General features: G+C 64.1%; 21 protein-coding genes. 7 read left to right on the top strand and 14 right to left on the bottom strand.

What is annotated here, in order from left to right:
- The first annotated feature begins 2 nt into the window (after positions 1–2).
- From G365_RS0107550 to trmB, 5 genes are all read left to right on the top strand, one after another.
- Positions 3–908 (top strand): hemolysin family protein, encoded by a 906-nt coding sequence (locus tag G365_RS0107550; RefSeq protein WP_026345176.1) that lies wholly within the window; start codon positions 3–5, stop codon positions 906–908.
- Complete coding sequence (lnt, locus tag G365_RS0107545) at positions 909–2,468, top strand: apolipoprotein N-acyltransferase (RefSeq protein ID WP_019644901.1); 1,560 nt, start codon at positions 909–911, stop codon at positions 2,466–2,468.
- A gap of 172 nt (positions 2,469–2,640) precedes the next feature.
- Positions 2,641–3,198 carry a helix-turn-helix domain-containing protein gene (locus G365_RS0107540; protein WP_245554715.1) on the top strand — a complete coding sequence of 186 codons (558 nt, stop codon included), beginning with the start codon at positions 2,641–2,643 and terminating at the stop codon, positions 3,196–3,198.
- 209 nt (positions 3,199–3,407) lie between these two features.
- On the top strand, positions 3,408–4,577 hold the full coding sequence (metK, locus tag G365_RS0107535) for a methionine adenosyltransferase (RefSeq protein WP_026345175.1): 1,170 nt from the start codon (positions 3,408–3,410) through the stop codon (positions 4,575–4,577).
- Between the two features lie 84 nt (positions 4,578–4,661).
- A complete protein-coding gene (trmB, locus tag G365_RS0107530; RefSeq protein WP_019644898.1) occupies positions 4,662–5,402 on the top strand; it encodes a tRNA (guanine(46)-N(7))-methyltransferase TrmB in 741 nt (246 codons plus the stop codon).
- Between the two features lie 63 nt (positions 5,403–5,465).
- On the opposite strand, the gene G365_RS0107525 is transcribed toward trmB, so the two are convergent.
- From G365_RS0107525 to G365_RS20710, 11 genes are all read right to left on the bottom strand, one after another.
- On the bottom strand, positions 5,466–6,155 hold the full coding sequence (locus tag G365_RS0107525) for a response regulator (RefSeq protein WP_019644897.1): 690 nt from the start codon (positions 6,153–6,155) through the stop codon (positions 5,466–5,468).
- The gene (locus tag G365_RS0107520; RefSeq protein WP_019644896.1) at positions 6,152–8,866 is read right to left on the bottom strand and encodes a sensor histidine kinase; all 2,715 of its coding nucleotides are present in this window, start codon (positions 8,864–8,866) and stop codon (positions 6,152–6,154) included. Before G365_RS0107520 ends, G365_RS0107525 begins: the two co-directional genes overlap by 4 nt.
- Positions 8,867–8,880: 14 nt before the next feature.
- Positions 8,881–9,249, bottom strand: coding sequence for a hypothetical protein (locus G365_RS0107515; protein ID WP_155976178.1), 369 nt, complete (start codon positions 9,247–9,249; stop codon positions 8,881–8,883).
- A gap of 51 nt (positions 9,250–9,300) precedes the next feature.
- Entirely contained in the window at positions 9,301–9,882 is a 582-nt protein-coding gene (gene kdpC, locus G365_RS0107510) for a potassium-transporting ATPase subunit KdpC (RefSeq protein ID WP_019644894.1), read from the bottom strand.
- A gap of 22 nt (positions 9,883–9,904) precedes the next feature.
- Positions 9,905–12,004 carry a potassium-transporting ATPase subunit KdpB gene (gene kdpB / locus G365_RS0107505; RefSeq protein ID WP_019644893.1) on the bottom strand — a complete coding sequence of 700 codons (2,100 nt, stop codon included), beginning with the start codon at positions 12,002–12,004 and terminating at the stop codon, positions 9,905–9,907.
- Between the two features lie 4 nt (positions 12,005–12,008).
- The gene (kdpA, locus tag G365_RS0107500) at positions 12,009–13,718 is read right to left on the bottom strand and encodes a potassium-transporting ATPase subunit KdpA (protein ID WP_019644892.1); all 1,710 of its coding nucleotides are present in this window, start codon (positions 13,716–13,718) and stop codon (positions 12,009–12,011) included.
- A 9-nt stretch (positions 13,719–13,727) separates the two neighbouring features.
- Positions 13,728–13,832, bottom strand: coding sequence for a K(+)-transporting ATPase subunit F (gene kdpF, locus G365_RS23475; protein ID WP_019644891.1), 105 nt, complete (start codon positions 13,830–13,832; stop codon positions 13,728–13,730).
- 220 nt (positions 13,833–14,052) lie between these two features.
- Entirely contained in the window at positions 14,053–14,622 is a 570-nt protein-coding gene (locus tag G365_RS20715; RefSeq protein WP_019644890.1) for a TIGR04282 family arsenosugar biosynthesis glycosyltransferase, read from the bottom strand.
- Positions 14,619–15,293, bottom strand: coding sequence for a TIGR04283 family arsenosugar biosynthesis glycosyltransferase (locus G365_RS0107480; protein ID WP_019644889.1), 675 nt, complete (start codon positions 15,291–15,293; stop codon positions 14,619–14,621). Before G365_RS0107480 ends, G365_RS20715 begins: the two co-directional genes overlap by 4 nt.
- 88 nt (positions 15,294–15,381) lie before the next feature.
- A complete protein-coding gene (locus G365_RS0107475; RefSeq protein WP_169545081.1) occupies positions 15,382–18,795 on the bottom strand; it encodes a cytochrome P460 family protein in 3,414 nt (1,137 codons plus the stop codon).
- A gap of 257 nt (positions 18,796–19,052) precedes the next feature.
- On the bottom strand, positions 19,053–19,325 hold the full coding sequence (locus G365_RS20710; protein ID WP_019644887.1) for a hypothetical protein: 273 nt from the start codon (positions 19,323–19,325) through the stop codon (positions 19,053–19,055).
- Between the two features lie 547 nt (positions 19,326–19,872).
- Between G365_RS20710 and G365_RS0107465 the strand changes: the two genes are divergently transcribed.
- Together G365_RS0107465 and G365_RS0107460 are read left to right on the top strand one after the other, a co-directional pair.
- Complete coding sequence (locus tag G365_RS0107465) at positions 19,873–20,544, top strand: hypothetical protein (RefSeq protein ID WP_019644886.1); 672 nt, start codon at positions 19,873–19,875, stop codon at positions 20,542–20,544.
- A gap of 9 nt (positions 20,545–20,553) precedes the next feature.
- The gene (locus G365_RS0107460; RefSeq protein ID WP_019644885.1) at positions 20,554–21,822 is read left to right on the top strand and encodes a DUF2325 domain-containing protein; all 1,269 of its coding nucleotides are present in this window, start codon (positions 20,554–20,556) and stop codon (positions 21,820–21,822) included.
- Between the two features lie 58 nt (positions 21,823–21,880).
- Here G365_RS0107460 and G365_RS0107455 read toward each other — a convergent pair whose 3' ends face one another.
- The 3 genes from G365_RS0107455 to G365_RS0107445 are packed head-to-tail and all read right to left on the bottom strand — an operon-like array spanning position 21,881 to position 24,476.
- A complete protein-coding gene (locus tag G365_RS0107455) occupies positions 21,881–23,245 on the bottom strand; it encodes an ATP-binding protein (RefSeq protein WP_019644884.1) in 1,365 nt (454 codons plus the stop codon).
- A 5-nt stretch (positions 23,246–23,250) separates the two neighbouring features.
- Positions 23,251–23,958, bottom strand: coding sequence for a response regulator (locus G365_RS0107450; protein ID WP_019644883.1), 708 nt, complete (start codon positions 23,956–23,958; stop codon positions 23,251–23,253).
- Positions 23,955–24,476: a MarR family winged helix-turn-helix transcriptional regulator gene (locus G365_RS0107445; protein WP_019644882.1), complete on the bottom strand. Its 522-nt coding sequence runs from the start codon at positions 24,474–24,476 to the stop codon at positions 23,955–23,957. The genes G365_RS0107450 and G365_RS0107445 overlap by 4 nt, the downstream gene beginning before the upstream one ends.
- Between the last annotated feature and the right edge of the window lie 50 nt (positions 24,477–24,526).

The following is a 24,526-nucleotide window of genomic DNA, read 5'->3' as shown; positions in this document are numbered from 1 at the left end:
CAATGAACGACGACTCTTCCAGTAGGAAGCCCCGCGATAGCGGGGCCGACGACTCCGGTTCCCTGATGTCGCTGCTGAAGCGGCTGATTCCGGGTTCCCGGCGCGGTGGCGATGACGCCGTCCGCGAAGCCCTCGAAGAACTGATCGAGGACGACGACGCCGAAGCAATCGACAGCCATGAGCGGCTGCTGCTTGGCAATATCCTGCGCCTGCGGGATACCACTGCCTATGACATCATGATCCCACGCGCGGATATCTTCGCGATTGACGTCAGCACTCCGCTGGCGGATGTGGCGGAGCAGGTAGGGCGGACCGGGCATTCCCGCGTGCCGGTCTTCCGGGAAACTCTGGATGATGTTGTCGGCATGATCCTGATCAAGGATCTTTTGCCGGTGATTGCCCGTGGTCAGACCATGGATCTGCGGCACCTGATGCGGAAGGTGATGTTCGTGTCACCGGCGATCCGGGTGCTGGATCTTCTGGTGGAAATGCGGCTGAAGCGCACCCACATGGCGCTGGTGGTTGACGAATACGGTGGCATCGACGGTCTGGTGACGATTGAGGATCTGGTCGAACAGATCGTCGGTGAGATCGAGGACGAGCACGATGACGACAGCGAACCGGAAATGCTGTTGACCGGTGACGGCACCCTGACCGCCGACGCCCGTGTTGCGCTGGAAGATTTTGAAGACCGGTTTGGCGTCGTCTTCTCCGATGAAGACAAAGAGGACACCGATACCCTTGGTGGTCTGGTGTTCCGTCTGGCCGGACGGGTGCCGCTGCGGGGGGAACTGATTACCCACGCCAGCGGTCTGGAGTTTGAGGTGGTTGATGCCGATCCCCGGCATATCCGCCGTCTGCGGGTCCGGAACCTGCCGCAATCCCCCGCCACCGTTGAAGGTGCCTAAGTGTTTCTTTGTCCGCTGCGTAACCGCCTCCGCCCCCTGACCGGGTGGCGGAGGCTTGGTGCTGCCATCCTTGCCGGGGCGCTTTCCGTTCTGGCTCTGCCGCCCCTGTTTGTTCTGCCGGTGCTGCTGATCACCTTTCCGGTGTGGCTGATCCTGCTGGAAGGGGCGGACCGGCGGCGGACGGCTTTTGCGATCGGCTGGGGCTTCGGCTTTGGGTATTTTGTCTGCGGGCTATACTGGATCGCCAATGCCCTGTTGCTGGATGCCGCCCGCTTCGGCTGGATGGTGCCCTTTGCCATCGGCGGCCTGAGCGCTGTTCTGGCGGTGTATACCGGCCTGACCGCGCTGGGGGTCCATCTGCTGCGGTTGCATGGCGTGGCGCGGCTGCTGGCGCTGGCGGGACTGTGGACGGTGATGGAGGTTCTGCGGGGCCTGTTGTTTACCGGGTTCCCGTGGAATCCTCTGGGCAGTGTCTGGGCACCGGTGGGGCCGGTGTTGCAGGCGGCCTCGGTGATCGGTGTCTTTGGTCTGTCGTTGTTGACCGTTCTGGTGGCCGGGGCCCCGGCCTTTGGCCGCATGGTCTCTGTCATGGCCTTTGCCGGGCTTGCCGCTGTGGCCGTCGCAGGCTGGGTTCGCCTGCCATCCGGCCCGTCGCCTGTGGTCGACGGGGTGAGGCTGCGGCTGGTACAGCCGAATATTCCTCAGACCATGAAATGGGACGCTGAAGCCCGTGATGACAATCTGCGCCGGTATCTTGGGCTGTCCCAGCTGCCGGCGCTGGATCGCCCACCGACTCACATTCTGTGGGGGGAAACGTCGGTCCCCTATGCGCTGGATGGGCAGAATGATGCTGTTCTGCGGCAGATCATGGCCCGTCCGCTGGACGTCCATCAGCCCGGCAATCCGGCAGCGGGTCTGATTGTCGGCGCGATCCGGGCGACGCCGGTCGGGCAGGAGCCGTTCCGGATCTGGAACGCGATGATGGCGCTGGATCCGTCCGGGGCCGTGACGGGTACCTATGATAAGGCGCATCTGGTCCCGTTTGGTGAGTACGTCCCGTATAAATCCGTATTGCCGTTGCCGAAAGTGACGGTCGGGAGTACGGATTATACGCCGGGCCCCGGTCCCCGGACGCTGGATTTGCCGGGTCTGCCGCCGGTTGGGCCGCTGATCTGCTACGAAGTGATTTTCCCCGCAGCGGTCGTTGATCCTGCCCATCGGCCGCAGTGGCTGCTGAATTTGACCAATGATGGCTGGTATGGGGTCTCCACCGGTCCGTTCCAGCATCTTGATACGGCCGTTCTGCGTGCGGTGGAGGAAGGGCTGCCGGTGGTGCGGGTGGCCAATACCGGCGTCTCGGCCGTCATTGATGCCTATGGCCGGACTACGGCGCGGATCGGTCTGGATGTTGCCGGATATACTGATGCGGATCTACCTCTTTCGGTTGAGCCGACCCTGTTCAGCCGGATCGGAAACTGGGGTGCCTTAGGGTTATCTTTCGTATCGCTGGTGATGGCTGCACTCCTTAGGCGAAATATTGTCCGTACAGACCAAGGCTGACCAAAACTGTGCCTGACCGGACAACCTCTCCCGGTTGATTATTGAACTTACGATTTACTCCGTTACGGTCGCCTTCGAGAGTCGGGTTTGACTGTAAGCGCCTGAACTTCCCCGGTGCCTGTGTCTGCCGGGACAGGGGCTGAGAGAGGGTGACGTGGTACAGGATGATGATGTGGGTCGGTCCGCCCGTGGACGGTTGCCGGACGGCGCGCCCAATCCGGTCGATGTGCATGTCGGCAGCCGGGTGCGGCTGCGGCGCATGCTGCTGGGTCTCAGTCAGGAAAGGCTGGGGGATGCTCTGGGCCTGACCTTCCAGCAGGTGCAGAAATATGAGCGCGGGATCAACCGGATCGGTGCGTCCCGGCTGTGGGATCTCAGCCGTGTTCTGGGGGCGCCGGTCGGGTACTTTTTTGAGAACATGAATGAGGCGGTCGCCCGGTCGTCCCCCCGTCAGCTGGTGGACAGTACGGCAGGGGACGGCGAAGGGCCGGGGTTTGTCCGTGACACAATCCCCCCGGACCCGGCAGATCCCCAGGGGGATATCGGTCACCGGGAGGTGCTGGAACTGGTCCGGGCTTATAACCGGATCACCGACCCGGTCGTCCGCCGCCGGATCTACGACCTGACGCGGACGCTGGCCGTTATTCCGGGGCTTGGGCTTCCGGGGCGGGTGCCGTCGGGAGACGACACCTGGTCTGAAGAGGTCCGGGATGATGCCGAGCAGGTATGATCCAGCCTGATAATATACGCACATCACCATGGCGGCTGCGCTGTGGGGCTTGCGTCGTGCGCATATTTCCGATACTCCCTGCCAGTTAAATTTGGGGAAAACCGGGGTACTGTCGTCCCGGTCGCCCCTGTTCGTTCATCGCCAAGGCCGGTCTGTCAGCGCAGTCGGCTGGGGGCGTCATGCAGATCCCTGCGACGGAGGATTATCAGGTGGCGCTTAAAGACTACCTTTTCACCAGCGAGTCGGTTTCTGAAGGGCATCCGGATAAGGTCTGTGACCGTATTTCCGATACGATCGTCGATCTGTTCCTTGAAGCTGACCCGTATGCGCGCGTTGCTGTCGAGACACTGGCGACGACAAATTTTGTCGTTCTGGCCGGTGAAGTCCGCGGTCCGGATCATCTGAATCACGAAACCTTCAAGCAGAAGGCCCGTGAGGCGATCAAGGCGATCGGTTACGAACAGAACGGTTTCCACTGGAAGGATGCGGAGATTATCTCCCACGTCCATAGCCAGTCCTCTGACATTGCGCAGGGCGTTGACGCTCTGGGGAATAAGGACGAAGGCGCCGGCGACCAGGGCATCATGTTCGGCTATGCCTGCGATGAGACCCCGGAACTGATGCCGGCCCCGATCCAGTATTCCCACCGGATCCTGAAGTCTCTGGCTGAAGCCCGCCATGCTGGCAACACCCTGCTGGGCCCGGACTCCAAGTCGCAGGTCACCCTGCGCTATGTTGACGGCAAGCCGGTCGGTGCCACTTCGGTGGTGGTGTCCACTCAGCATGCCGTCAATGCCGATCAGGCGGAAATCCGTGAACTGGTGCGGAAGCATGTTCTGGAAACCCTGCCGGAAGGCTGGATGTGCCCGGAAGATGAATTCTACGTCAACCCGACCGGTCGTTTCGTCATCGGTGGCCCCGATGGTGACTGCGGTCTGACCGGCCGCAAGATCATCGTCGACACCTACGGCGGCGCTGCTCCGCACGGTGGCGGGGCGTTCTCCGGTAAGGATCCGACCAAGGTTGACCGTTCTGCCGCTTATGCCACCCGCTATCTGGCGAAGAACGTGGTTGCCGCCGGTCTGGCTGAAAAGTGCCTGATTCAGGTCTCTTACGCCATTGGCGTCTCGAAGCCGCTGTCGCTGTACGTCAACACCTTCGGCACCGGCCGGGTTGATGAAGGCAAGCTGGCCAAGATCCTGCCGGAACTGATGAACCTCAGCCCGCGTGGTATCCGTGAGCATCTGGGCCTGAACAAGCCGATTTATGCCCGGACCGCCGCGTATGGTCACTTTGGCCGTACCCCGGAGGCCGATGGTGGTTTCTCGTGGGAAAAGACTGATCTGGTCGCCGCGCTGAAGTCCGAATTCGGGGCTTAATCCCGAAAAACAACCGGCCCCGGCGGAGCGATCTGCCGGGGCCGTTGTGCTTTATGGCTCCCTTCCTGTCCCAGAGGCTTTGCCGTGTCCAAGACGCCCGTTCTGCCCGCTGAAACTGCCGAAACCACCCCCGTGATCGACACCCGTTTTTATGGGCGCCGTAAGGGTAAAGCCCTGAAGGCTGGTCAGAAGGCGCTGATGGAAACGCTGTATCCGCGTCTGCGCCTGCCGTTGGCGGGAGAGGCAGAGATCCCGGTGGATCTGAAAAGCCTGTTTCCTCGTCCTGTGCAGGAAGTCTGGCTGGAAATCGGCTTTGGGGGCGGTGAGCATCTGGCCCATCAGGCAGATACGCACCCTGACATCGGGCTGATCGGGGCGGAGCCCTTCGTCAACGGGATCGGCAAGCTGCTGAAGCACATTGATGAAAAGGGTGTCGAAAACATCCGGATCTATGGTGAGGATATCCGTCCGTGGCTGAAGGAGATCCCTGATGCCTGTCTGGATAAGGTTTTTCTGCTTTTCCCCGATCCGTGGCCGAAGACCCGGCACGCGGATCGCCGCTTCGTCAACCCGTGGAACCTTGATGTTCTGGCCCGGGTGATGAAGGACAATGCCATCTTCCGGGTGGCCTCTGACGATATGACCTATATCCGGCATACGCTGACCGTCGCCCCGGTTCATCCGGACTTTGAGTGGCTGGTCTCCGGGCCGGAGGATTGGCGGACCCGCTGGCCGGATGCGATCGAAAGCCGCTATGAGGCCAAGGCCCACCGGGAGGGCCGGACCCCGAAATATCTGACCTTCCGCCGCCGCCCGCGGGCCTGAGGCGTTTACGCCTCGAGTTTTGTTTGTCGGGCGTTTACGCCTCGAGTTTTGTCTGTCGGGCGTTTACGCCTCGTCTCCGGTCTTCAGGCGATAGCCGATCCCCGGTTCTGTCAGCAGGAACCGGGGGTTGGCCGGATCCTCTTCCAGCTTTTGCCGCAGCTGTCCTATGTAGACCCGGAGATAGGCCGTATCCTCGACATGGGCCGGGCCCCACACGCTGCGCAGCAGGTGACGGTGGGTCAGCACGTGATCCGGGGCTGCCGCCAGACAGGCCAGCAGATCCCATTCCCGCTTTGACAGGTGTATTTCTTCTCCGTCCCGGCGGATCACCCGTCGGGTCATGGACAGACTGACCGGTCCCAGACTCAGGCTGTCGTTGGACGGGCCGGGGGACCGGCTGCGCAGCAGGGCCCGCAGGCGGGCCATCAGTTCGGCAATGCCAAACGGCTTGACCATGTAATCATTGGCTCCACGGTCAAGGGCTTCCACCTTGTCAAACTCGTCCGCCCGCACCGACAGAATCAGGATCGGGCAGTCTGAAAAACTGCGGATGGCGGAAATCACGTCCTGTCCGTCCCCATCCGGCAGGCCCAGATCCAGCACCACCAGGTCGGGTTTTAGATCGCGGGCGGCGGTGATGCCGCTGGTGGCCCCATCGGCTTCGCTGACCCGATAGCCGTTGGCCGTGAGGGAAATGCCAAGGAACCGGCGGATCTGCGGTTCGTCGTCGATGACAAGAAGATGGGCGTTCATGCCGGGACCCCGGGTGGTGTATCCGGCATAGGTAACCGCAGGATCAGGCTGGCGCCAACCCCATTCAGGCCGCTGTCTGCGGTTAGGGTGCCGCCATGGGCGGTGACGATGCCCCGGCAGATTGCCAGACCCAGTCCGGTCCCAGACTGCCGGTCTGTCTGATCCACCCGGTAAAACATGTCAAACACCCGGTCCCGGTCTTCTGCCGGGATCCCCGGACCCTGATCGCTGATTTCAAGGGTCAGTTCTGTTCCGCTGTGGCTGGCCCACAGGCTGATCGTGCTGCCATCGGGGGAGTATTTCTGGGCGTTATCCAGAAGATTGAACAGTACCTGTTCCATCAGGACCGGATCGAGGCAGACCAGAGGCAGGGCCGGGGGCACCGTGACGCGGACCGTGTGGCGGCTCAGCAGGCGGGCGGCGCGGCGGCGGGCGGCGTCAATCACATCCTGCAGATCCACCCAGTCTGTGCGGGGGCGCAGGGCTCCGGCTTCCAGCCGCGTCATATCGAGCAGGTTCTGGACAAAGCGGTTCAGCCGTTCCGCTTCTTCAAGAATGGTCTGGGACAGCTCACCGCGCTGGGGGTCGGTCAGTGTCGGACCATAACTGATCAGACTGGAGGCCGCGCCCATGATCGAAACCAGCGGGGTCCGCAGGTCATGGGATAGGGACGACAACAGGGCCGCACGCAGCCGTTCCCGCTCGGTTGCCACCCGGGCGGTCTCGATATCGCTGACCAGCATGGTGCGTTCGATGGCGATGGCAGCCTGATCGGCCAGCACATCAAGCAGCTGGCGCTGGTCCGGCGGCGGGGGCAGATCGCTGTCCTGCCGGACCCCGAGAACACCGATCCCACCCCGTGCGGTTTTCATCGGCAGGAACAGCCATCCGGCGGCGGGCAGGGTGGCGGTGCCGCGCCCGGCAATGCGTTCGTTGCTCCAGGCCCACTGGGCGGCGGCGGCGGAAACGTCGTCCAGCCGGTCTTCCGGGGGGTATCCGGCCGCAATCCGCAGGCCTGCCTGTCCTCCGTCCGGTTCCGGCATCAGCACAAGCGACCGGCCGGGCAGGGTGGCCGCAACGTGATGGGCCACCGCCCACAGCACGTCGTCCTGAGTGACGGCGGCGCTGACTGTACGGCCAAAGGCATACAGGGTTTCCGTCCGGCGGGCATTTTCGCGCAGCCGGTCCACCTGCGTCCGCAGCCGGGCTGCCAGCTTACTGACCACCACCGCAGCCAGCAGAAAAAAGACAACGGTCAGAATATTCTGGCTGTCGGTAATGGCGAAGGTGTAGCGCGGCTCTGTGAAGAAGAAGTTGAAACTGAAGAAGCAGGCCAGTGACGTCAGGATAGCCGGGGTCTGCCCGGCCCGGATCGCCACCAGCAGCACCGCCATCAGATAGGCAACCGAGATATTGGCCAGAGGCCAGTCGAAATGATCAATGGCACCGCCCAGCAGGCTGGCTCCGGCGGTTGCCGCGACGGTCAGCAGGGCCGACCGCCACGGGAAGGGTGGCACCGGGTCAGACGGAGAGGTGTCGGCTGCTGCGGCCTGTCCCCCTGCTTTCCCGCCCCCGGGGGGGACCACCAGAATGTTGATGTCCCCGCTGGTGGCCAGCAATCGGTCTGCCAGCGGGCGGGACCACGGCCACAGGCCTGACCACGGCGACGGGGCGGGGCGGCCGGTGACGATCAGGGTGACATTGGTGGTGCGGGCATGGTCGAGCAAGGTGGCGGCGACGTCCGTTCCGTGCAGGGTCCGTGTCTCTGCGCCCAGTTGATCAGCCAGCCGCAGGGCTGCATTCAGGGCAGCCTGACGGTCGGGGGAGGCGTGCAGAGCTGCCGGTGTTTCCACCGTGACCACTGACCACGCTGATCCGCGCCGCTCGGCGGACCGTTTACCGATCCGTACCAGCCGTTCGGCGGCATCTCCGGCGGCAATGCAGACCATCACCCGTTCCCGGCTTGGCCAGGGGCCGCTGATGGCATGGGCCCGCATGTAATCGACCATCTGGCGGTCAACCCGCTCGGCGGCGTGGCGCAGGGCCATTTCCCGCAGGGCGGTCAGGGTCGCGGGGGAAAAGAAATTGTGCATGGCCCGCCGGGCCTGCTCGGGCACATAAACCTTGCCGTCCTGTAGCCGCCGTATCAGATCGTCGGGGGGCAGGTCGATCAGCTCGATTGCGTCTGCGGCGGCAAACACCCCGTCCGGCACGGTTTCCCGCACTTTGATGCCGGTGATGCGTTCGACCACATCGTTCAGCCCTTCCAGATGCTGGATGTTCAGGGTGGTGTAGACATCAATCCCGGCATCGAGCAGATCCTGCACATCCTGCCAGCGTTTGACGTGACGGCTGCCCGGTACGTTGGAATGGGCAAATTCATCAACCAGCGCCAGTGCCGGGCGGCGGGCCAGCAGTCCGTCCAGATCCATCTCGGGAAAGGTGCGTCCCCGGTGGCTGATCTCTTTCAGTGGCAGGATTGGCATGCCACCAAGCAGGGCCTGCGTTTCGGCGCGGTTATGATGTTCGATTACCCCGGCCACCACATCCAGCCCGGCGCGCAGCTTCTCATGAGCGGCAGACAGCATGGCGAAGGTTTTGCCGACACCGGGGGCCGCGCCGAGGAATATTTTGAGATGTCCCCGCTGCTCCTTCCGGGTTTCGGCCAGCAGGGCATCAGGGGACGGGCGCAGATCAGACGGGTTTGGCATCGGGGACGGGACTCTCAGGGATGGGGCGCCGCCGGAAAGCGGGTGTGCAGCAGGGTGTTCAGAGTTGTGGCGCTTAAAGGGGTCAGGCCACAGGCATCAATGGTGTCACAGCCCGCCAGAGTCCGCACCTGTTGCTGTAAGGCGAGCCGGTCCAGATGGCGGAGACCGGCAATTTCCCGGCTTTGCAACAGGGCGTCGGCGGCGGTCAGGGTATCACTGCCCGGCGGTAAGGTGGCATGAAACAGCGGGACCGGTGGCGGATGCAGGATTGGTTGGAGAACCGGCAGCGTACGGTCCACCGGGTGGCGGGGGATCAGCAGGACCGCCCCCAGCAGCAGGGACAGCGCGGTCAGGATGGGCAAGGGGTGGAGAGGGCGGGGCATGGCGGGTCTCCGAAAGGGTGGGCGGTGCACGGGGCACCGCCCACGTGTCGGTCAGGAGGACAGGGGCCAGCGCGCATCCAGCGCCCGGTTCAGGCGCAGGACGTTGACCCGGGGTTCGCCCAGAAGGCCCAGATCCCGGCCTTCGGTCATCTCATGGATCAGGTCACGCAGGGCAGGCGCTGGCAGACGGCGTTCTCTGGCGATACGCGGGACCTGCCACAGGGCGGCTGCCGGGGTGATGTGCGGATCCAGCCCGGATGCCGAGGCGGTGACCAGATCCACCGGGACCTGAGCCGGGGCGTCCGGATTGGCGGCGCGCAGGGTGTTCACCCGCTCTGCCACCGCGTCCACCAGCGGTCGGCTGCTGGGGCCGAGATTACTCCCGGAGGAATTGGCGGCGTCATAGCCGGTTCCGGCGGCAGAGGGGCGGCCCTGAAAATAGCCGGGCCGGGTAAAGGTCTGGCCAATCAGGTCTGATCCGATGACGGTACCGTTATCATGGACCAGACTTCCCCCGGCCTGCCGGGGGAACAGGGTCTCCGCCAGTCCGGTGACAGCCAGGGGATAGGCCAGCCCGGTCACCACGGTCATCACACCGGTCAGGACCAGGGCAGGGCGCAGAAGCGACAGCATTGCAGACTCTCCTTTTATTCGCTCAGGCAAGGCCCAGGGCGGTAACGATTAGGTCAATCACCTTGATTCCGGCGAAGGGGACGATCAGTCCGCCAAGGCCGTAGATCAGCAGATTGCGCTTCAGCAGGGCGGCGGCGCTGGCCGGGCGGTACCGCACCCCGCGCAGGGCCAGCGGGATCAGGGCAATGATGATCAGGGCGTTGAAGATGATTGCCGACAGCACCGCAGACTGAGGGCTGCTCAGACCCATGACATTCAGGGCCTGAAGCTGCGGATAGGCGGGGATGAACAGGGCCGGGATAATGGCGAAGTACTTCGCCACATCGTTGGCGATGGAGAAGGTGGTCAGGGATCCCCGGCTCATCAGCAGCTGTTTGCCGATCATTACGATTTCGATCAGTTTGGTCGGGTCGCTGTCGAGGTCGACCATGTTCCCGGCTTCCCGAGCGGCCTGTGTTCCGGTGTTCATTGCCACCCCGACATCGGCCTGTGCCAGTGCCGGGGCATCATTCGACCCGTCGCCGCACATGGCAACCAGCCGTCCGCCCTGCTGATACTCGCGGATCAGATCCAGCTTCTTTTCCGGGGTAGCTTCGGCCAGCACATCATCAACCCCGGCCTCGGCGGCGATGGCGGCGGCAGTCAACGGATTATCCCCGGTGATCATCACGGTCCGGATGCCCATATCCCGCAGCGTGGCGAACCGTTCACGGATGCCGGGTTTAACGACATCCTTCAGGTAAATCACCCCCAGCGGGCGGTCATCTCTGGCGACCACCAGCGGTGTGCCTCCGGCTTTCGCGACCCGCTCAACGGCTGTTGTCAGATCCCGGATCAGGGCGGCGGGCAGGGCGCGCCGCTCGGCAATGGCTTTCAGGATGGCGTCGGCGGCCCCTTTGCGGATTTCGCTGACCGCTGTCATCACCCCACCCCAGCTGATGCCACTCAGGCTGACGCCGCTCATCCGGGTCTGGGCGCTGAAGGGCAGGAAGGTCATGCCGTCGCGGGTGGGGTCGGTGAAGCCGAACCGGCTGCGGGCCAGAGCCACCACGGACTTCCCTTCCGGGGTGTCATCGGCGAGCGAGGACAGAAACGCCGCTTCGGCCAGTTCGCGCTCACCCGCGCCACCGACCGGCAGAAACTCGGCAGCCTGTCGCGCCCCCAGTGTGATCGTGCCGGTTTTGTCCAGCAGCAGCACGTCGATATCTCCCGCAGCCTCAACGGCCCGGCCTGATTTGGCGATGACGTTGAAGGTCACCAGACGGTCCATCCCGGCGATGCCGATGGCTGACAGCAGGCCGCCGATGGTGGTGGGGATCAGGGTGACAAACAGGGCCGCCAGAAAGACCAGCGGGATATCGGCTTTTGACCATGCGGCAAACACCGGCAGGCTGGCGACGACCATCAGGAAAATCAGGGTCAGACCGGCCAGCAGGATGGTCAGGGCAATTTCATTCGGGGTTTTCTGACGCTTGGCCCCTTCGACCAGATGGATCATCCGGTCGAGAAAGCTGTCGCCGGGATTGGCGGTGATGCGGATGACAATGCGGTCAGAGACCACACGGGTCCCCCCGGTGACGGCGCTGCGGTCGCCACCGGATTCGCGGATCACCGGGGCGGATTCGCCGGTGATGGCACTTTCGTCGACCGTGGCGATGCCTGCGATGACGTCACCGTCCCCGGGGATGACATCCCCGGCCTGACAGACCACCAGATCCCCGGCCCGCAGCAGGTGGGCGGGGACGGAGTCGCCGCTGACGGCTTCAGCCGTCGGCAGGCGGTGGGCCAGCACGTCACTGCGGGTGCGGCGCAGACTGTCAGCCTGCGCTTTGCCCCGGCCTTCCGCGATTGCTTCGGCAAAGGTGGCAAACAGGACGGTGAACCACAGCCATGCGCTGATCTGGATCATCACCGCCAGATGAGCGGTCTCCCGCAGGGTCAGGACTGTTGAGACCAGCGCAACGGCTGCGGTGGCAAACAGCACCGGGTTACGGATCAGCGACCGGGGATCCAGCTTGCGGACCGCATCAACGGCCGCGTCGGCAAGCACCCGCCGGGTGATCCACGACAGACCGCGCCCTTTGGGCTGGCTGCCAGCAGTATGGGAGGAGGACATGATCATTTCCTCAGAACAGAAGTCCGGCAGCGAGCGAAAGATGCTCGGCAAGCGGCCCGAGGGCGAGGACGGGGAAGAAGGTCAGACCGCCGATGATCACCACCACCAGTGTCAGCAGGGTGATGAACAGGCCGGAGTGGGTCGGGAAAGTCCCGGCAGAGACCGGCACCGGACGGCGGGCCGCCAGCGCTCCGGCAATGGCCAGTACTGGCACGATCACCGCAAACCGCCCGATCAGCATGGCCAGGCCCAGCAGGGTGTTGTGCAGCACGGTGTTGGCCCCAAATCCCGCAAAGGCAGACCCGTTGTTGGCGGTGGCGGAGACATAGGCGTAGAGCAGTTCGCTCAGGCCATGTGGTCCGGCATCCTGCAAAGATCCGGCCCCCAGCAGCAGTGCGGTGGCCCCAAGGCCAAGGATGCAGGCCGGAAAGGCCAGAACGGCAAGCATCGCCAGCGTGATTTCCCGCGCCTCGATTTTTTTGCCGACATATTCCGGGGTCCGTCCGACCATCAGCCCGGCGATGAACACCGCCAGCAGGACGAACAGCATCATGCCGTACAGCCCGGCCCCGACGCCGCCGATGATCACTTCACCCAGCATCATGTTGACCAGCGGTACCATTCCGGCCAGCGGCATCAGGCTGTCGTGCATGGCCACCACTGCCCCGCAGGAGGCTGCGGTGGTCACGACGGAGAACAGCATAGAGGCGGCAATGCCAAAGCGGACTTCTTTCCCCTCCATCGCACCGCCCGGCTGCCACGGGCTGAGGGCCTGATCGGCACCGATGGCGGTCAGGGCCGGGTTTCCTGCTGATTCGGCCCCATAGGCGACGGCGACCCCGATCAGGAACAGGATACCCATGCTGGCAAACAGCGCCCAGCCCTGCCGCATGTCCCCGACCATCCGCCCGAAGGTGTTGGTCAGGCCCGCGCCGATCAGGAAAATCGCGGTCATGTGAATCAGATTGGTCAGCGCATTCGGGTTTTCAAACGGGTGAGCGGCGTTGACGTTGAAGAAGCCACCGCCATTAGTGCCCAGATGCTTGATCATCATCTGGCTGGCCACCGGGCCGAGGGCGATGGTCTGCTTTGCCCCTTCCAGCGTCGTGGCTTCGGCATAAGGGGCCAGAGTCTGGGGCACGCCCAGCGCCACCAGTGCCAGGGCCCCGACGACACACAGGGGCAGCAGGACGTACAGAACCGAACGGGTCAGATCGACGGTGAAATTGCCGATGCCGCTGGCAGACCGGCGGGCAAAGCCACGGATCAGGGCAACGGCAACCGCCATGCCACTGGCGGCGGACACAAAATTTTGGACCGTCAGCCCGGCCATCTGGGTCAGATAGCTGAGGGTGGTTTCACCGCCGTAAGACTGCCAGTTGGTGTTGGTGGCAAAGCTGGCGGCGGTGTTGAAAGCCAGATCAGGGGCAACGGCGCCCAGACCGGCAGGATTGAAGGGCAGCAGCCCCTGCACCCGTTGCAGGGCATACAGCAGCAGGGCCCCCGCAAGAGTAAACAGCAGCAGAGTCCCGGCATAGCGGGTCCAGTGCTGATCTTCTGTATCGGTGGTGCCGCACAGGCGGTACAGCGGGCGTTCCAGCCAGCGCAGGGCGGTGATGCGGCCATCGTATACGCGGGTCATATACCCGCCGATCACCGGGGTCAGCAGGCAGATCAGGGCGACGAACACCACAATCTGCAGGATGCCGTTGGCGTCCATGGTGTGTCCTCAGAACTGATCGGGATGGAACAGGGCATAGAGCAGATAGGCTGCCAGCCCCAGTGCAGTGGCCGCCGTCAGGGCAAGGCCGAGCGGATCGTCGGAAAACGTCATTGCCGCCTTCCCTTCAGATCCGGGCGCACAGGCGCATCAGCAGCGCCGCCGCCCCGAAGAAACCGGCGAGCAGGCCGGTGAACAGCAGATCGGACACGGGGTCCCTCCATCGTCAAATGCCGGGAGGTCTGTCCCGGCTCTACGGAGGCACTGTCGCGCCGCTGACCGTTAAGGATCGATACGGTTCTGGGGCCGGATTTTTATGACTTCTTTATGCGGCTTAAAAATCCACATCGGGAAGGATTGCCCCCCGGGCGATCCGCAGATGCGGCCCCAGACTGTGCAGGCTGTCGGTCAGGGCCTGCGGTGTAGACCAGCGGACCCCGCGCAGGGCCTGTGGGGGCAGGGGGCGGCGGCGTGACCAGCCGATCAGCCAGTATCCGCCATCCTCTGCCGGGCCAAAGACCAGATCGGCCTGACGCAAGGCGCGCAGGGCGGCGGCGATGTGATCCGGGGTGACTGCGGGGATATCCGTGCCGATCAGCACCACCGGCCCCCGACCCGGGGCTGTGCGCAGGGCGTGCAGCATCCGCTGCCCCAGATCCCCCCGCCCCTGCGGGACCCGATGGCAGGGCAGGCCGGAAGGCAGGCGCAGCGACTCCGGGGTCGGGGTCAGGCATAGCCGGGTGATCCAGCGCCGGTCCCGGCTGAACCGGTGCAGCAGGACTGTCAGTTGCCCTTGCTGAAACCGCAGGGCGGCCAAAGCCCCGATGCGTCGGGCCAGCCGAGATTTTCCCGCCCCATAGCGGGGGCGTCTGCCAAACAGGATCAGGCTCGGGGTGTCGTTCATCGGCGGTACCGGTCCGCCAGAGTGCGCGGGTCTTCCCCCAAAGCATAGCGCAGCAGCAGGGCCGCATTTTTCAGGGGGCGGCGGATCCAGCCATCACGGCGGTACCGGTCCGCCCCGGTGGTCAGGGCGGCAGGCAGCAGGCGCAGTTGACGGCGGCCGATCCGCCGGACCAGATCGACATCCTCCATCAGGGGCAGGGGGCGGTACCCTCCGACGGCCCGATACAGGGAGGCCGAGAGGAACAGCCCCTGATCCCCCCACGGCAGCCCCAGCCAGCGGCTGCGCAGGGTGGCGGCCCCGGCGATCACGGTGGCCAGTGGGTGAGGGTCGTCAAAGCGTAGGGCAAAGGCGGCGGCATGGCCGGGAAAGCGGAGGCGGTGATCGGTCAGCAGGTCGGCCCATCCCTCCGGCAGTGTGCTGTCAGCATGCAGGAACAGCAGCCAGCCGGCCCCGGCCTGCAGGGCAGCCTCGGCTCCGGCACTCAACTGTCTGCCCCGCCCGGGTGGGCAAGAGAGAATCCGGGCTCCACAGTGCCCGGCACTGGCAAGGGTCGCATCGTCTGACCCGCCGTCCGCCACCCAGATCTGCGCCACCCCGCCTTTGTGCAGGGCTGGTAGCAGCCGGGTCAGTCCCGTTCCGGCGTTCAGGGTGGGGATGATGACATGCAGCATGCCCTGACTATAGCCGGGATCAGTCCAAAGAAAAGGGAGCCTCCGCACCGGCGGAGGCTCCCCTTCAGGAGTGTTCAGGAATATGGCCTTAACGGCCTGTGGTCAGGGATGCGGACACCAGCGGCAGACGCCAGCCCTCAATCGGGGTTCCTTCCGTGTTGAGGTGGGCGACCATGTAGTACAGGCGCTGGGCTTCCGGGGTGTCGTATTCCCAGCGTTCCTGCAGATAGTACGGCGGGATCGACTGGTAATAGACCGTCGCGGTGACGGTGGCGACAGAACCGGCAGCAGACGGCACCACATAGCGGATGGTGCGGCTGGCCGGGTCATCGCCGACCGGCAGCGGAACGTGCCGGGCCTTCTGCACATCAAGCAGCCACGGCCGGGTGATGTCTGCATAGGGGCCGGTCGGGGACCAGCCCTTCGGCAGCAGGCGGGTATCCTTGGCCTCATAGGCCACCTCAAGGAACGAGGTGGTCAGACGCATGGTCCGCAGGTCAGGTTCCTGCGGGCCCTTGGCCGCCTGCAGCCCCTTCACCGGGGTGGCAATCCGCTCTTCGAACAGATAGGCCTGATTCTGGCCGGTGATCAGCGGATCGCCGGTCAGGATCTTCAGCGGGTCAGAGGTGGTTTCGTTTTCCAGCACCACACCGTTCTGGTCGGTCAGCTGACCGGCCGCATTGGTGCGTCCCGAAGCCCACAGAACATTACCTGCGGCATCCTTGGCTTCAAACAGGATGTAGGCCCGGCGGAAGCCGACCCCGGACGGGAACTTGTGGCCGGTCTTGTTGACCACAGTCACGTCATAGGCGTTGCCGCCGCTGACCGTACCGCCGGATTTTACGCCGACATCGACGGTCATCTTTTCGGCGAAGGTCATGATTTCCTTCTGTGCCAGCACCAGCGCCGGCTGCCCGTTGGGCACACGGCCCAGCGGCTGGCTGCTGTTGCCCAGCAGGTTCGGGAACTGCTGGAACATCATGTTGGCATACAGGTTCAGGCCCAGCAGGGTATGACGGCGGAAATCTTTCTTCGGTTCCGGGGTGATCGCGGCATCCGGGGCCCGGTTGTCCAGCGGGGGCAGCCACGCGGTTTCAACGTTGGCAATGATTTCCGTAAGGGGCTTGGCTGTGCCGTCAACCGGATCATCCGGCAGACGCGACGGCATGTGGCAATCCTGACAGCTCTGGCCCTGTGTGCCGGTCCGGCCTGAGAACGAGCTGTTCAGCCACTCGACAAAAGTCGATTGCTCATAGGCGGTCCGGTATTCTTTGTTGGCGGTTTGATGTTCGGTCACCACCGGGGTGATGACGGTGTGGCAGGATCCGCACAGGGCCGAATCCTTCATCTGCGGGCCATGCACCGGTTTGACGCCGATGGCCTGTTCCATCAGATAGGGTTTGATGTCTTCGGTCGCGAACGGCCCGTAAACCAGCCCCGGATGATCCGGGTATTTGAAGTTGCCGGTGAAAGACGCTTCCGTCCCCAGTCCGTCGGCTTCAATCTGGTGGCAGATGGTGCAGGTCACCCCGTCACGGGCCAGAGCCCCGTACTTGGTGGCGGCATCAATCGTCTGTTTCGGTTCAAGATAGGTGTAGGCTGTGGAGAACAGCGGCCCCTTCGGCTTCTGATCCGGGGGGAAGATCACCGGCAGGTTTTCTGCGGCATCCTGCCCGTTATCAAGATGGAACTGGCGCTGGGCTCCGGCCTGATGGCAACGGGTACAGAAGTTTCCGGCCTGATCGGCCAGATCCGGGTGGCGCTTGGCTTCCCAGGCGATCTGGGCATGGAAGATCGGGTCACGGCCCGCCAGCCCCATCATCGACGCGCTCCATTCCCCATAGGGGGAAATGTCCCACATCTTGGTCTTGGACGGATCTTTCGGGTCAACCCCCGCCTGATCGATGGTGGTCATCGACGGCTGGGCGTTGTTCTGCAGCACGTAACTCCAGTGGCAGCCGTTACAGTTGTCGGACGTGACGTAGACATCACGGCAATCGACCATTTTGGTGCTGGTGTTGCGCGGTCCGGTCTTGGCGGCATTGCCGCTGGCGGCCAGCAACGAGGTGGTCGGGAAGGGGACTGCCCCATCCGCCCCCTGATGGGCCTTACAGACGTTTTCCGGCAGTTTTGCCGGCAGCGCCGGCGTGTGGGAGAAGATGAAGTCCAGCGGCAGCCAGGCCATGTCCGCCTGCGACTTCGGCAGGGTCGGGGTCTTCGGGAAGGCTGTCGTGATGGCCGGGTTCGGTTCGGGCAGTGGGGGAACGGGTGTCCCTTCAAGGATCGCCCGCAGATACAGTTCGACCACATTGTTCAGGGCCGGGCCGATTTCACCCTTCAGCAGCAGGCCGATATCGCCGATCAGCTTGTCAACCAGCGGCAGCAGGTAGGACGGAATCTGCCCCCCCTGCATCTGGCCGGTCAGGTCCTTCAGCTCCGGGGACTGGGCCAGGAGCGTCTTCAGGCGGGTATGGCGGTCCGCCTCGCTGAGGCCGAGATACCGGTCAAAGTCACCGCGCAGGGTGCCAAGGCGGTCAGGCAGGGTCTTGCCGTTCAGGCCGGACGTGTCCGCCGCGGTCTTCAGACCGGCGGCCTGCATCTGGCTCAGGGTCTTAGAGAACAGCGACTGTCCCGCAGGGGTCAGCGACGGCGGCGACGGCGGGGTCGGGGTCGGGGCCTGTGGGGTGGCGAAGACGCCGGGCTGAACCTGAAAGATCCAGCTGTACTGCTGCGCGGCCCCCTGCAGGTTTTGCAGGCTTGAGAACGTCACCTGCTTGTTGTCTGCGGCGGCGTGACAGCTCAGGCAGAAGTTATCCCCCGGCTGGGCGTAGGAAAACAGGGTCGGCGCATTGAACGGCGGGCCCTTGGGCAGGAAAATAAGCTGCCACATCCAGCCGTCATGACTGGCCTTGCTGTTGCGCACCATGATGGCCCACCCGGCGGTGCGGTCGGCGCCGTAGGTGGTGTCCAGCGGGTCAGAGCCATACATCTGCTTGACGATCATTGCCCCATCGGGAATGTCGCCTTTGCGGCCGTTCTGCAGCCATTTGACCACGGCGTCAGAATAGAACACCCGTACCCGCTGGTGGGTGTCAAAACCCTGCCCCTGAAAAACCGGGCCGGTCATACGGATATCTTCGCTGAAGCTGGCGACATCGTGGGCCCAGCCCAGATGCCCCCCGGCGAGCAGGAACAGGATCACCCCTGCCATCTGATCGCCACCGTACAGCTGACCGCTTTGTAAGGGATCCTGCATCCCGGTCAGATCCTGCACGGCCCGCCACGCGAGGCCGGAGACCAGACGACGGCCGATGCTGTCGAGGGAATTATAGTTCTGCAGGGTGACCTTGCCGTCATAGCACAAGGTCTTCCAGACCGGTTCCCCCGCATTTTTGGCGGCATTCGGCCCGGTACAGAACTGCGCCGCCTGAAAGTCAGGGGCTGTCGGCTGCGCTGCGGCAGCCGGGGTGCTGAGCAGGGCGGGACCAAGCAGGCCCGTCATCAGTGTTAACGATTTCAGCAGGGCACGCAAAGCACGCCCTGCTGGCCGCCCGGTTCGGGCGTCAGGAGTACAGATAGACATAAACACTCTCCCCCACTCTCCTGTGGTGTTCGCAGGGGTTGTGCCTTCCCTAATCCAACCCTTCTGCGTGTGCATTTAGGGTGCTGAATATCCTGAGTAAAAGCAAGGGATACTGTAATGACGCAGGCTGAGGATAAATAGCGCGGGAAGGGATGGGGAGAGAGTGTTCTGCCTGTTCAGCAGCAGGCGGAGAGCGCTGAGGAAGACGGCATCACGGCGCGGAAGGCGGCACGGGCCTCTTCGGGGCCAACACCATCACGTTCCATCACCAGCTGGACCAGCGGGTCAGACAGCAGGTCATCCAGCGTCAGGTCCGGGGCCGGAGCAACCCGCTTCTGGGGGAGCGGGCGCAGCACCGGGGCCGGAACATGAGCAACACTGCGGCGGATTCCGGGACGCGGGGTTGCTCGCAGGGCGGCGGGGCGGATCGGGGTCAGAACGTCGGACATGATGTCACCTCTTGGTCTGGGGGAGGGGGGCCAGGGGTGAGTGGGAGGCGGACTGCACAGAAATGGCGGCCCGCTGGTGAGATATTGGGTCGATGCGAATCCTTCGCAAGGGTTGACCGGTATTACCGCTGTCAGGGGCCGGAAGAGCCGGAGCCGCTATGCGGTGCTGCCGATGGGGCGACACTGCCTGCGGATCGTGGCGAAACAACCGGGCAACTGTGGCGAAACCGTGAAAAATCAACGGAAAGCTGGGGAAGAGAACACAGCGACCATCCGGGGGTTTTAGACCGGAGTCGCGGGGCTGTGCTGTGACCGGCATCATTCAGAGGCAAATCCCTGCGCCGCAACGGCCTGCGGAAGAACCGTCAGTCCGCTATGGCAGGGGAACGCAGTGATCAGAGGTCAGAGTCATGCTGCGCTCTTCGGGGGCTGTGGTCAAGGTTCTGTCTTTGGTCATCGGTTCCTCCTTGCCGGGTCGGCAAAAACACGATATGCAATTGCAAGTCATTTGCAATTATCGGTCTGGGTCAGGCCCGGGAGAACCGCAATGTCGATACAGGATCTTTATGATGGGCAGACTGTCGCCCCTCCGTTGTGGCTGGGCAGTGGTGCCCCGCGAGTCGGATCTGCCGCCGGATGGGCTCCGGACCTGATTGTTCTGATGGCTCTCGGGATGGCGCGGCGGGGTGAAGTGACGGCGCAGGATCTGGCCGCGGCGCTGGAAACGCTGGATCTGCCTGCTCTGCCCTGTGCGGATGTGGTCTGGCATCTGGTGCAGGGGCTGGTTCGCTCTGGCGGGCTGCGTCCGGCAGTGCCACAGCAGGGGGATTCGGGCTATGTGCCGGGGCCACTGGCGGAACGCCTGCTGCTGCGGGCAATGACCGCCCCGCTGGAAGGGGCAGGCGGTGTTTTGCGGACGGTTGTCCGCGTGCGGATGGCTTTTCTTGATCTGCTGTCACCGGCAGACCGGATCCGGGCTCTGGAGCGGATGCTGCTGGCATTGGAAGTGGCGGCAGAAGGGGTCAGCAGCGGGTTTGAGGACCGCTGGGGCGGGGTCTGGGGGAACCGGTGGATCCTGCAGGATCTGGCTGCGGCCAGCGATACCATCCAGCAGGTTCGCGGTCTTCTTGATGAGGCGCGGGTCAATGTCCAGCGTCGGGGCGTGCCTGATGTTGCCTCTGACACCGTATCCTCCCCCCTGTTTTACGCCGCAGAGTGAGGTCTGATCATGTGTGCATCGCACGCCCTGTCCCTGCCGCCCGCCTTGGTGTCGCCGTCCCTGCCGTTGTCGTCCCTGCCTCCTCAGGGGCTGTCGTCTGCGGCCCGGCGTAAGCGGCTGGATGAAGTGCCCAGCCGCTGGCTGTGCAGTGTTATCGGGACCTGCCTGACACTGGCAGACCTGCGCAAACTGGCGATTAAGGTCGGGCTGGCCCTGCCGCCGGATGCCTCGGATTACCGCCTGCATGGGGCGATCGTGCATCTGGCGTCAGAGAACAAAGTGCTGGGGAAGACGGTTGCGCGTCTTCTGGATAAGCGCCATGCCGCCACCGTATCGCGGATCACCCGGACCGGGGATGAGGCCGGACTGGCCCGCCTGTGGGCAGATGCCCGCAACAGCGGCGATATTCCCGGTGCATACTGGGCGCTGATGACGCATCCACTGGACTGCCAGGCCCTGCGGGAGCGGGTTTATGGTGAGGTCCATATGCTGTCGCATCTGTCCGGTGCGGCGCAGCGCAGCGATCTACAGCGCACGGCGGGGCTGGAGCGTCAGGTCGCTGACCTGAGTGCTGAGCTTACCCGCCTGCGGGCAGATCTGACGGTGGTCCGGCAGGAACGTGACGCCGCCCGCCGGGACGCGTCGGTCGGCGAAATCCAGCGTCGTCGGGCTGATCAGCTGGCGGAGCGCCTCGCTGAACTGGAAAGCGGTTCGGCTTTGACGGCGGCACAACAGTCCGTGCGGCAGGCACAGGCAGAGAAAGACAGTCTGACCCGCGCCCTGGATGCGGCACAGCGCCGTCTGGAGCAGATGCAGGAGCAGCGCCAGAAGGATGAGGCGGACCGCCGGGGGCTGGAACAGCGTCTGGCGGATGCCGAGCTGCGCTGGCAGGAGGCCCGGCGGGCGGCTCCGGCCGATCTGCTGGCGGCGAACCGCTCAGGCAGCGGGGAGGTGACGGAAGGGGTTGATCTGGCCCGGCGGCAAATTCTGTACGTTGGCGGCATTGGTCATGCGGCCCGGCATCTGGAGGATGTGGTAAAAGCCTGCAACGGCGTTTTTGTTCACCATGACGGCGGACTGGATGATGGATGCCCCCGTCTGGCCGGGGCGGTGTCCTGCGCGGATGTGGTGTTTTGCCCGGTGACCTGTGTCAGTCACGAGGCGGTGACCCATTTGAAGAGGAATTGCCGGAAGGCTTGCAAGCCGTTTGTCCCGCTGCCGAATCATTCTGTCAGCACGTTCCGTCGGGCTTTGAAGCTGGTGGGGGCACCGTCCTGAGGCCCGCACACGGGGGCTGAGGGGCAACCGAAAACCGCACCACCTTCTTTAATAGCGGCTACAGTGGCAGGCGCAGGGTGGCTTCCAGTCCGCCCAGCGCCTTGCTGTCTCCCAGCAGGATATCGCCGCCGTGAACACGGGCGACATCCCGGGCGATGGTCAGGCCCAGTCCGATGCCGCCGGTCTGGCTGTTGCGGGAAGCCTCGGCCCGCCAGAAGGCGCGGAACACATCCTCCCGCCGGTTTTCGGGAATGCCGGGGCCGTCATCCTCCACCACCAGATCCACCCAGTTCGCCCGTTTGCGCAGGCTGAGGCGGACTGTTTTGCCATAGCGGGCTGCGTTGCCCAGAAGATTGGACAAAGCCCGTTCCACCGCCGTCGGACGGAGGGGTAGAATCAGTGGCGGAATATTGACCCCCCGGATCTGCAATCCGGGATGGGTGCGGCGGAACCGCCCGGCCAGCTGGTCCACCAGATCGGTCAGATCCGTCTCCACCACCGCCTCGGTTCCTTCCCCACGGGCAAAGGCCAGATAGCCTTCGACCATCCGTTCCATCTCTGAGACATCATCCTGCAGATCACTGGCGTCAGGGGAGTCCGGCATCATCGCCAGCTGCAGCTTCATCCGGGTCAGCGGAGTCCGCAGATCGTGGGACACCCCGGCCAGCATTTCCGTCCGCTGGGCGATCTGACGCTGGATTCTTTCCCGCATGACGTTGAAGGCGTGCGCCGCCTGCCGGACTTCCCGCGCCCCTTCTTCCTTGATCGGGGGAACGTCCTGCCCTTTGCCGAAGCGTTCGGCACTGTCAGCCAGCCGTCGGATGGAACGGACCTGATTGGTCAGGAACAGGGTGGCAATCCCGATCAGTACCAGCGAGGTGCCGACCATCCACAGCACAAAAATATAGGTTGTTGAGCTGTACAGGCGCTTGGCCGGTATTTCGATGGTCATGACAGCGGTGGAAAGCTGGACCCGGACCAGAATGATGCGGTCAAACAGGCCGCCGTCGATCACCACCGGGCGCTCGATCCGGTCCTGCAAAAGCTGTTCGACCACCGAGACCATGTCATAGTCCGGCTGGTCATATTGCATATTGGGCAGAATCGCCCCTTCTGACAGGCTGATCGCCAGCCCCATCTGGGTTCGGGCCAGTGTGAAAATCCAGTCCCGCTCTTCTGGATCGGGGAACCGGGTCATCAGCTCCATCACCGTGGCGACATCACCGACAATACCTTCCGCCAGTCGCCGGGCAACGGTATCCCAGTGGCGGTCGTAAAAGATGATCGCCGTGACCACCTGCAGCAGCACCATCGGGGTGACCAGAATCAGCAGGGACCGACCGAGCAGACCACGCGGGGCCAGCCGCCGGACTGGCATCGGGGTCCCGAACAGGCGCAGATGCAGGCGGGTCAGCCGGGCCATCAGGGTCAGCCGGGCCGCAGGGTATAGCCGGTGCCGCGCACCGTCAGCAGGTAACGCGGCTGACGGGGATCGGCTTCGATCTTCTTCCGCAGGCGGGTCATCTGCACATCCACTGCCCGGGCACCGCCTTCAATCCCCAGCGCTTCGGCCAGGGCATCGCGGCTGACCGCGTCGCCGGCCTGCCGGGCCAGAGCCTGCAACAGATCCTGCTCGGCGGTGGTCAGATAGACCGGCTCGTCATTACAGGTCAGTTCCTGCCGTTCCAGATCGAACAGAAAGTCCCCGAAGCGGATCTGGCGCGGGGTTTCCTCCACCACCGGGCGGGGGCGCCGCCGCAGGATGGCATTGATCCGCAGCAGCAGCTCCCGTGGGTCAAATGGTTTGGTCAGGTAGTCATCAGCCCCGCCGGACAGGCCGGTGATCCGGTCTTCCGGCTCGTCGCGGGCGGTCAGCATCAGCACCGGAACATCGGATGTCTCGCGGATGCCCCGGGTCAGGCTGACGCCATCTTCGCCGGGCATCATTACGTCCACCACCAGCAGGTCAAAATCCATCAGCGAGAGGTGGGCTCGGGCTTCGGCAGCATCGGCCACGGCGGTCACCACATAGCCGCGTTCTGACAGAAAGCGCCGCAGCAGGTCGCGCAGACGGGTGTCATCATCGACCACCAGCAGGTGGGCACCGTCGCCGTTGATGTCATTGATCGGGCTCATGGCCGGGACCGCCGCAACAGGGCCGCCGGAGTGCCGGGGGCGGGCAGGAAGCGGTCCCGGTCGGGTTCGTCGATCATCCCGATCATCACTTTCCGGAAGCCGTCGACGGCTTCCCCGCCCGCTTCCCGGAAGGCGCGGGCCACCAGCTGGCGTTGGCGCTCTGACAGCTGCCGCTCCAGTTCCACCCCTTTGTCGGTCAGGTCCAGCAGCCGTTGCCGCCGGTCGTTCTGGCCGGGTTTCTGGACGATATAGCCTTCGCGGACCAGTTCGCTGAGGACACGGGACAGGCTCTGTTTGGTGATCCGCAGAATCCGCAGCAGGTCTGAAACACTGATGTCCTTATGACGGCCGACAAAGTAGATGACCCGGTGATGGGCCCGGCCCAGCCCGAGGTCGGTCAGCACCACATCCGCTTCGGCAGTAAAGTCGCGGTAGGCAAAGAACAGAAGTTCCATAGCCTTGCGCAGTTCCTCCTCACGGAGGAACAGTTGGTTGACGCCTGCCTTGAGATCACTCATCGGATATCAGTTTCCTGCTGCCGGGATCATGTCCGGTCTTTGGGGCCGGA

Origin of the sequence: Novispirillum itersonii subsp. itersonii ATCC 12639 (genome assembly GCF_000381985.1) — a bacterium.
In the GTDB taxonomy this organism is placed as follows: Bacteria; Pseudomonadota; Alphaproteobacteria; order Rhodospirillales; family Rhodospirillaceae; genus Novispirillum; species Novispirillum itersonii.
The sequence above is the reverse complement of the archived record's forward strand: the minus strand, read 5'-3'. Positions and strand labels throughout refer to the sequence as shown.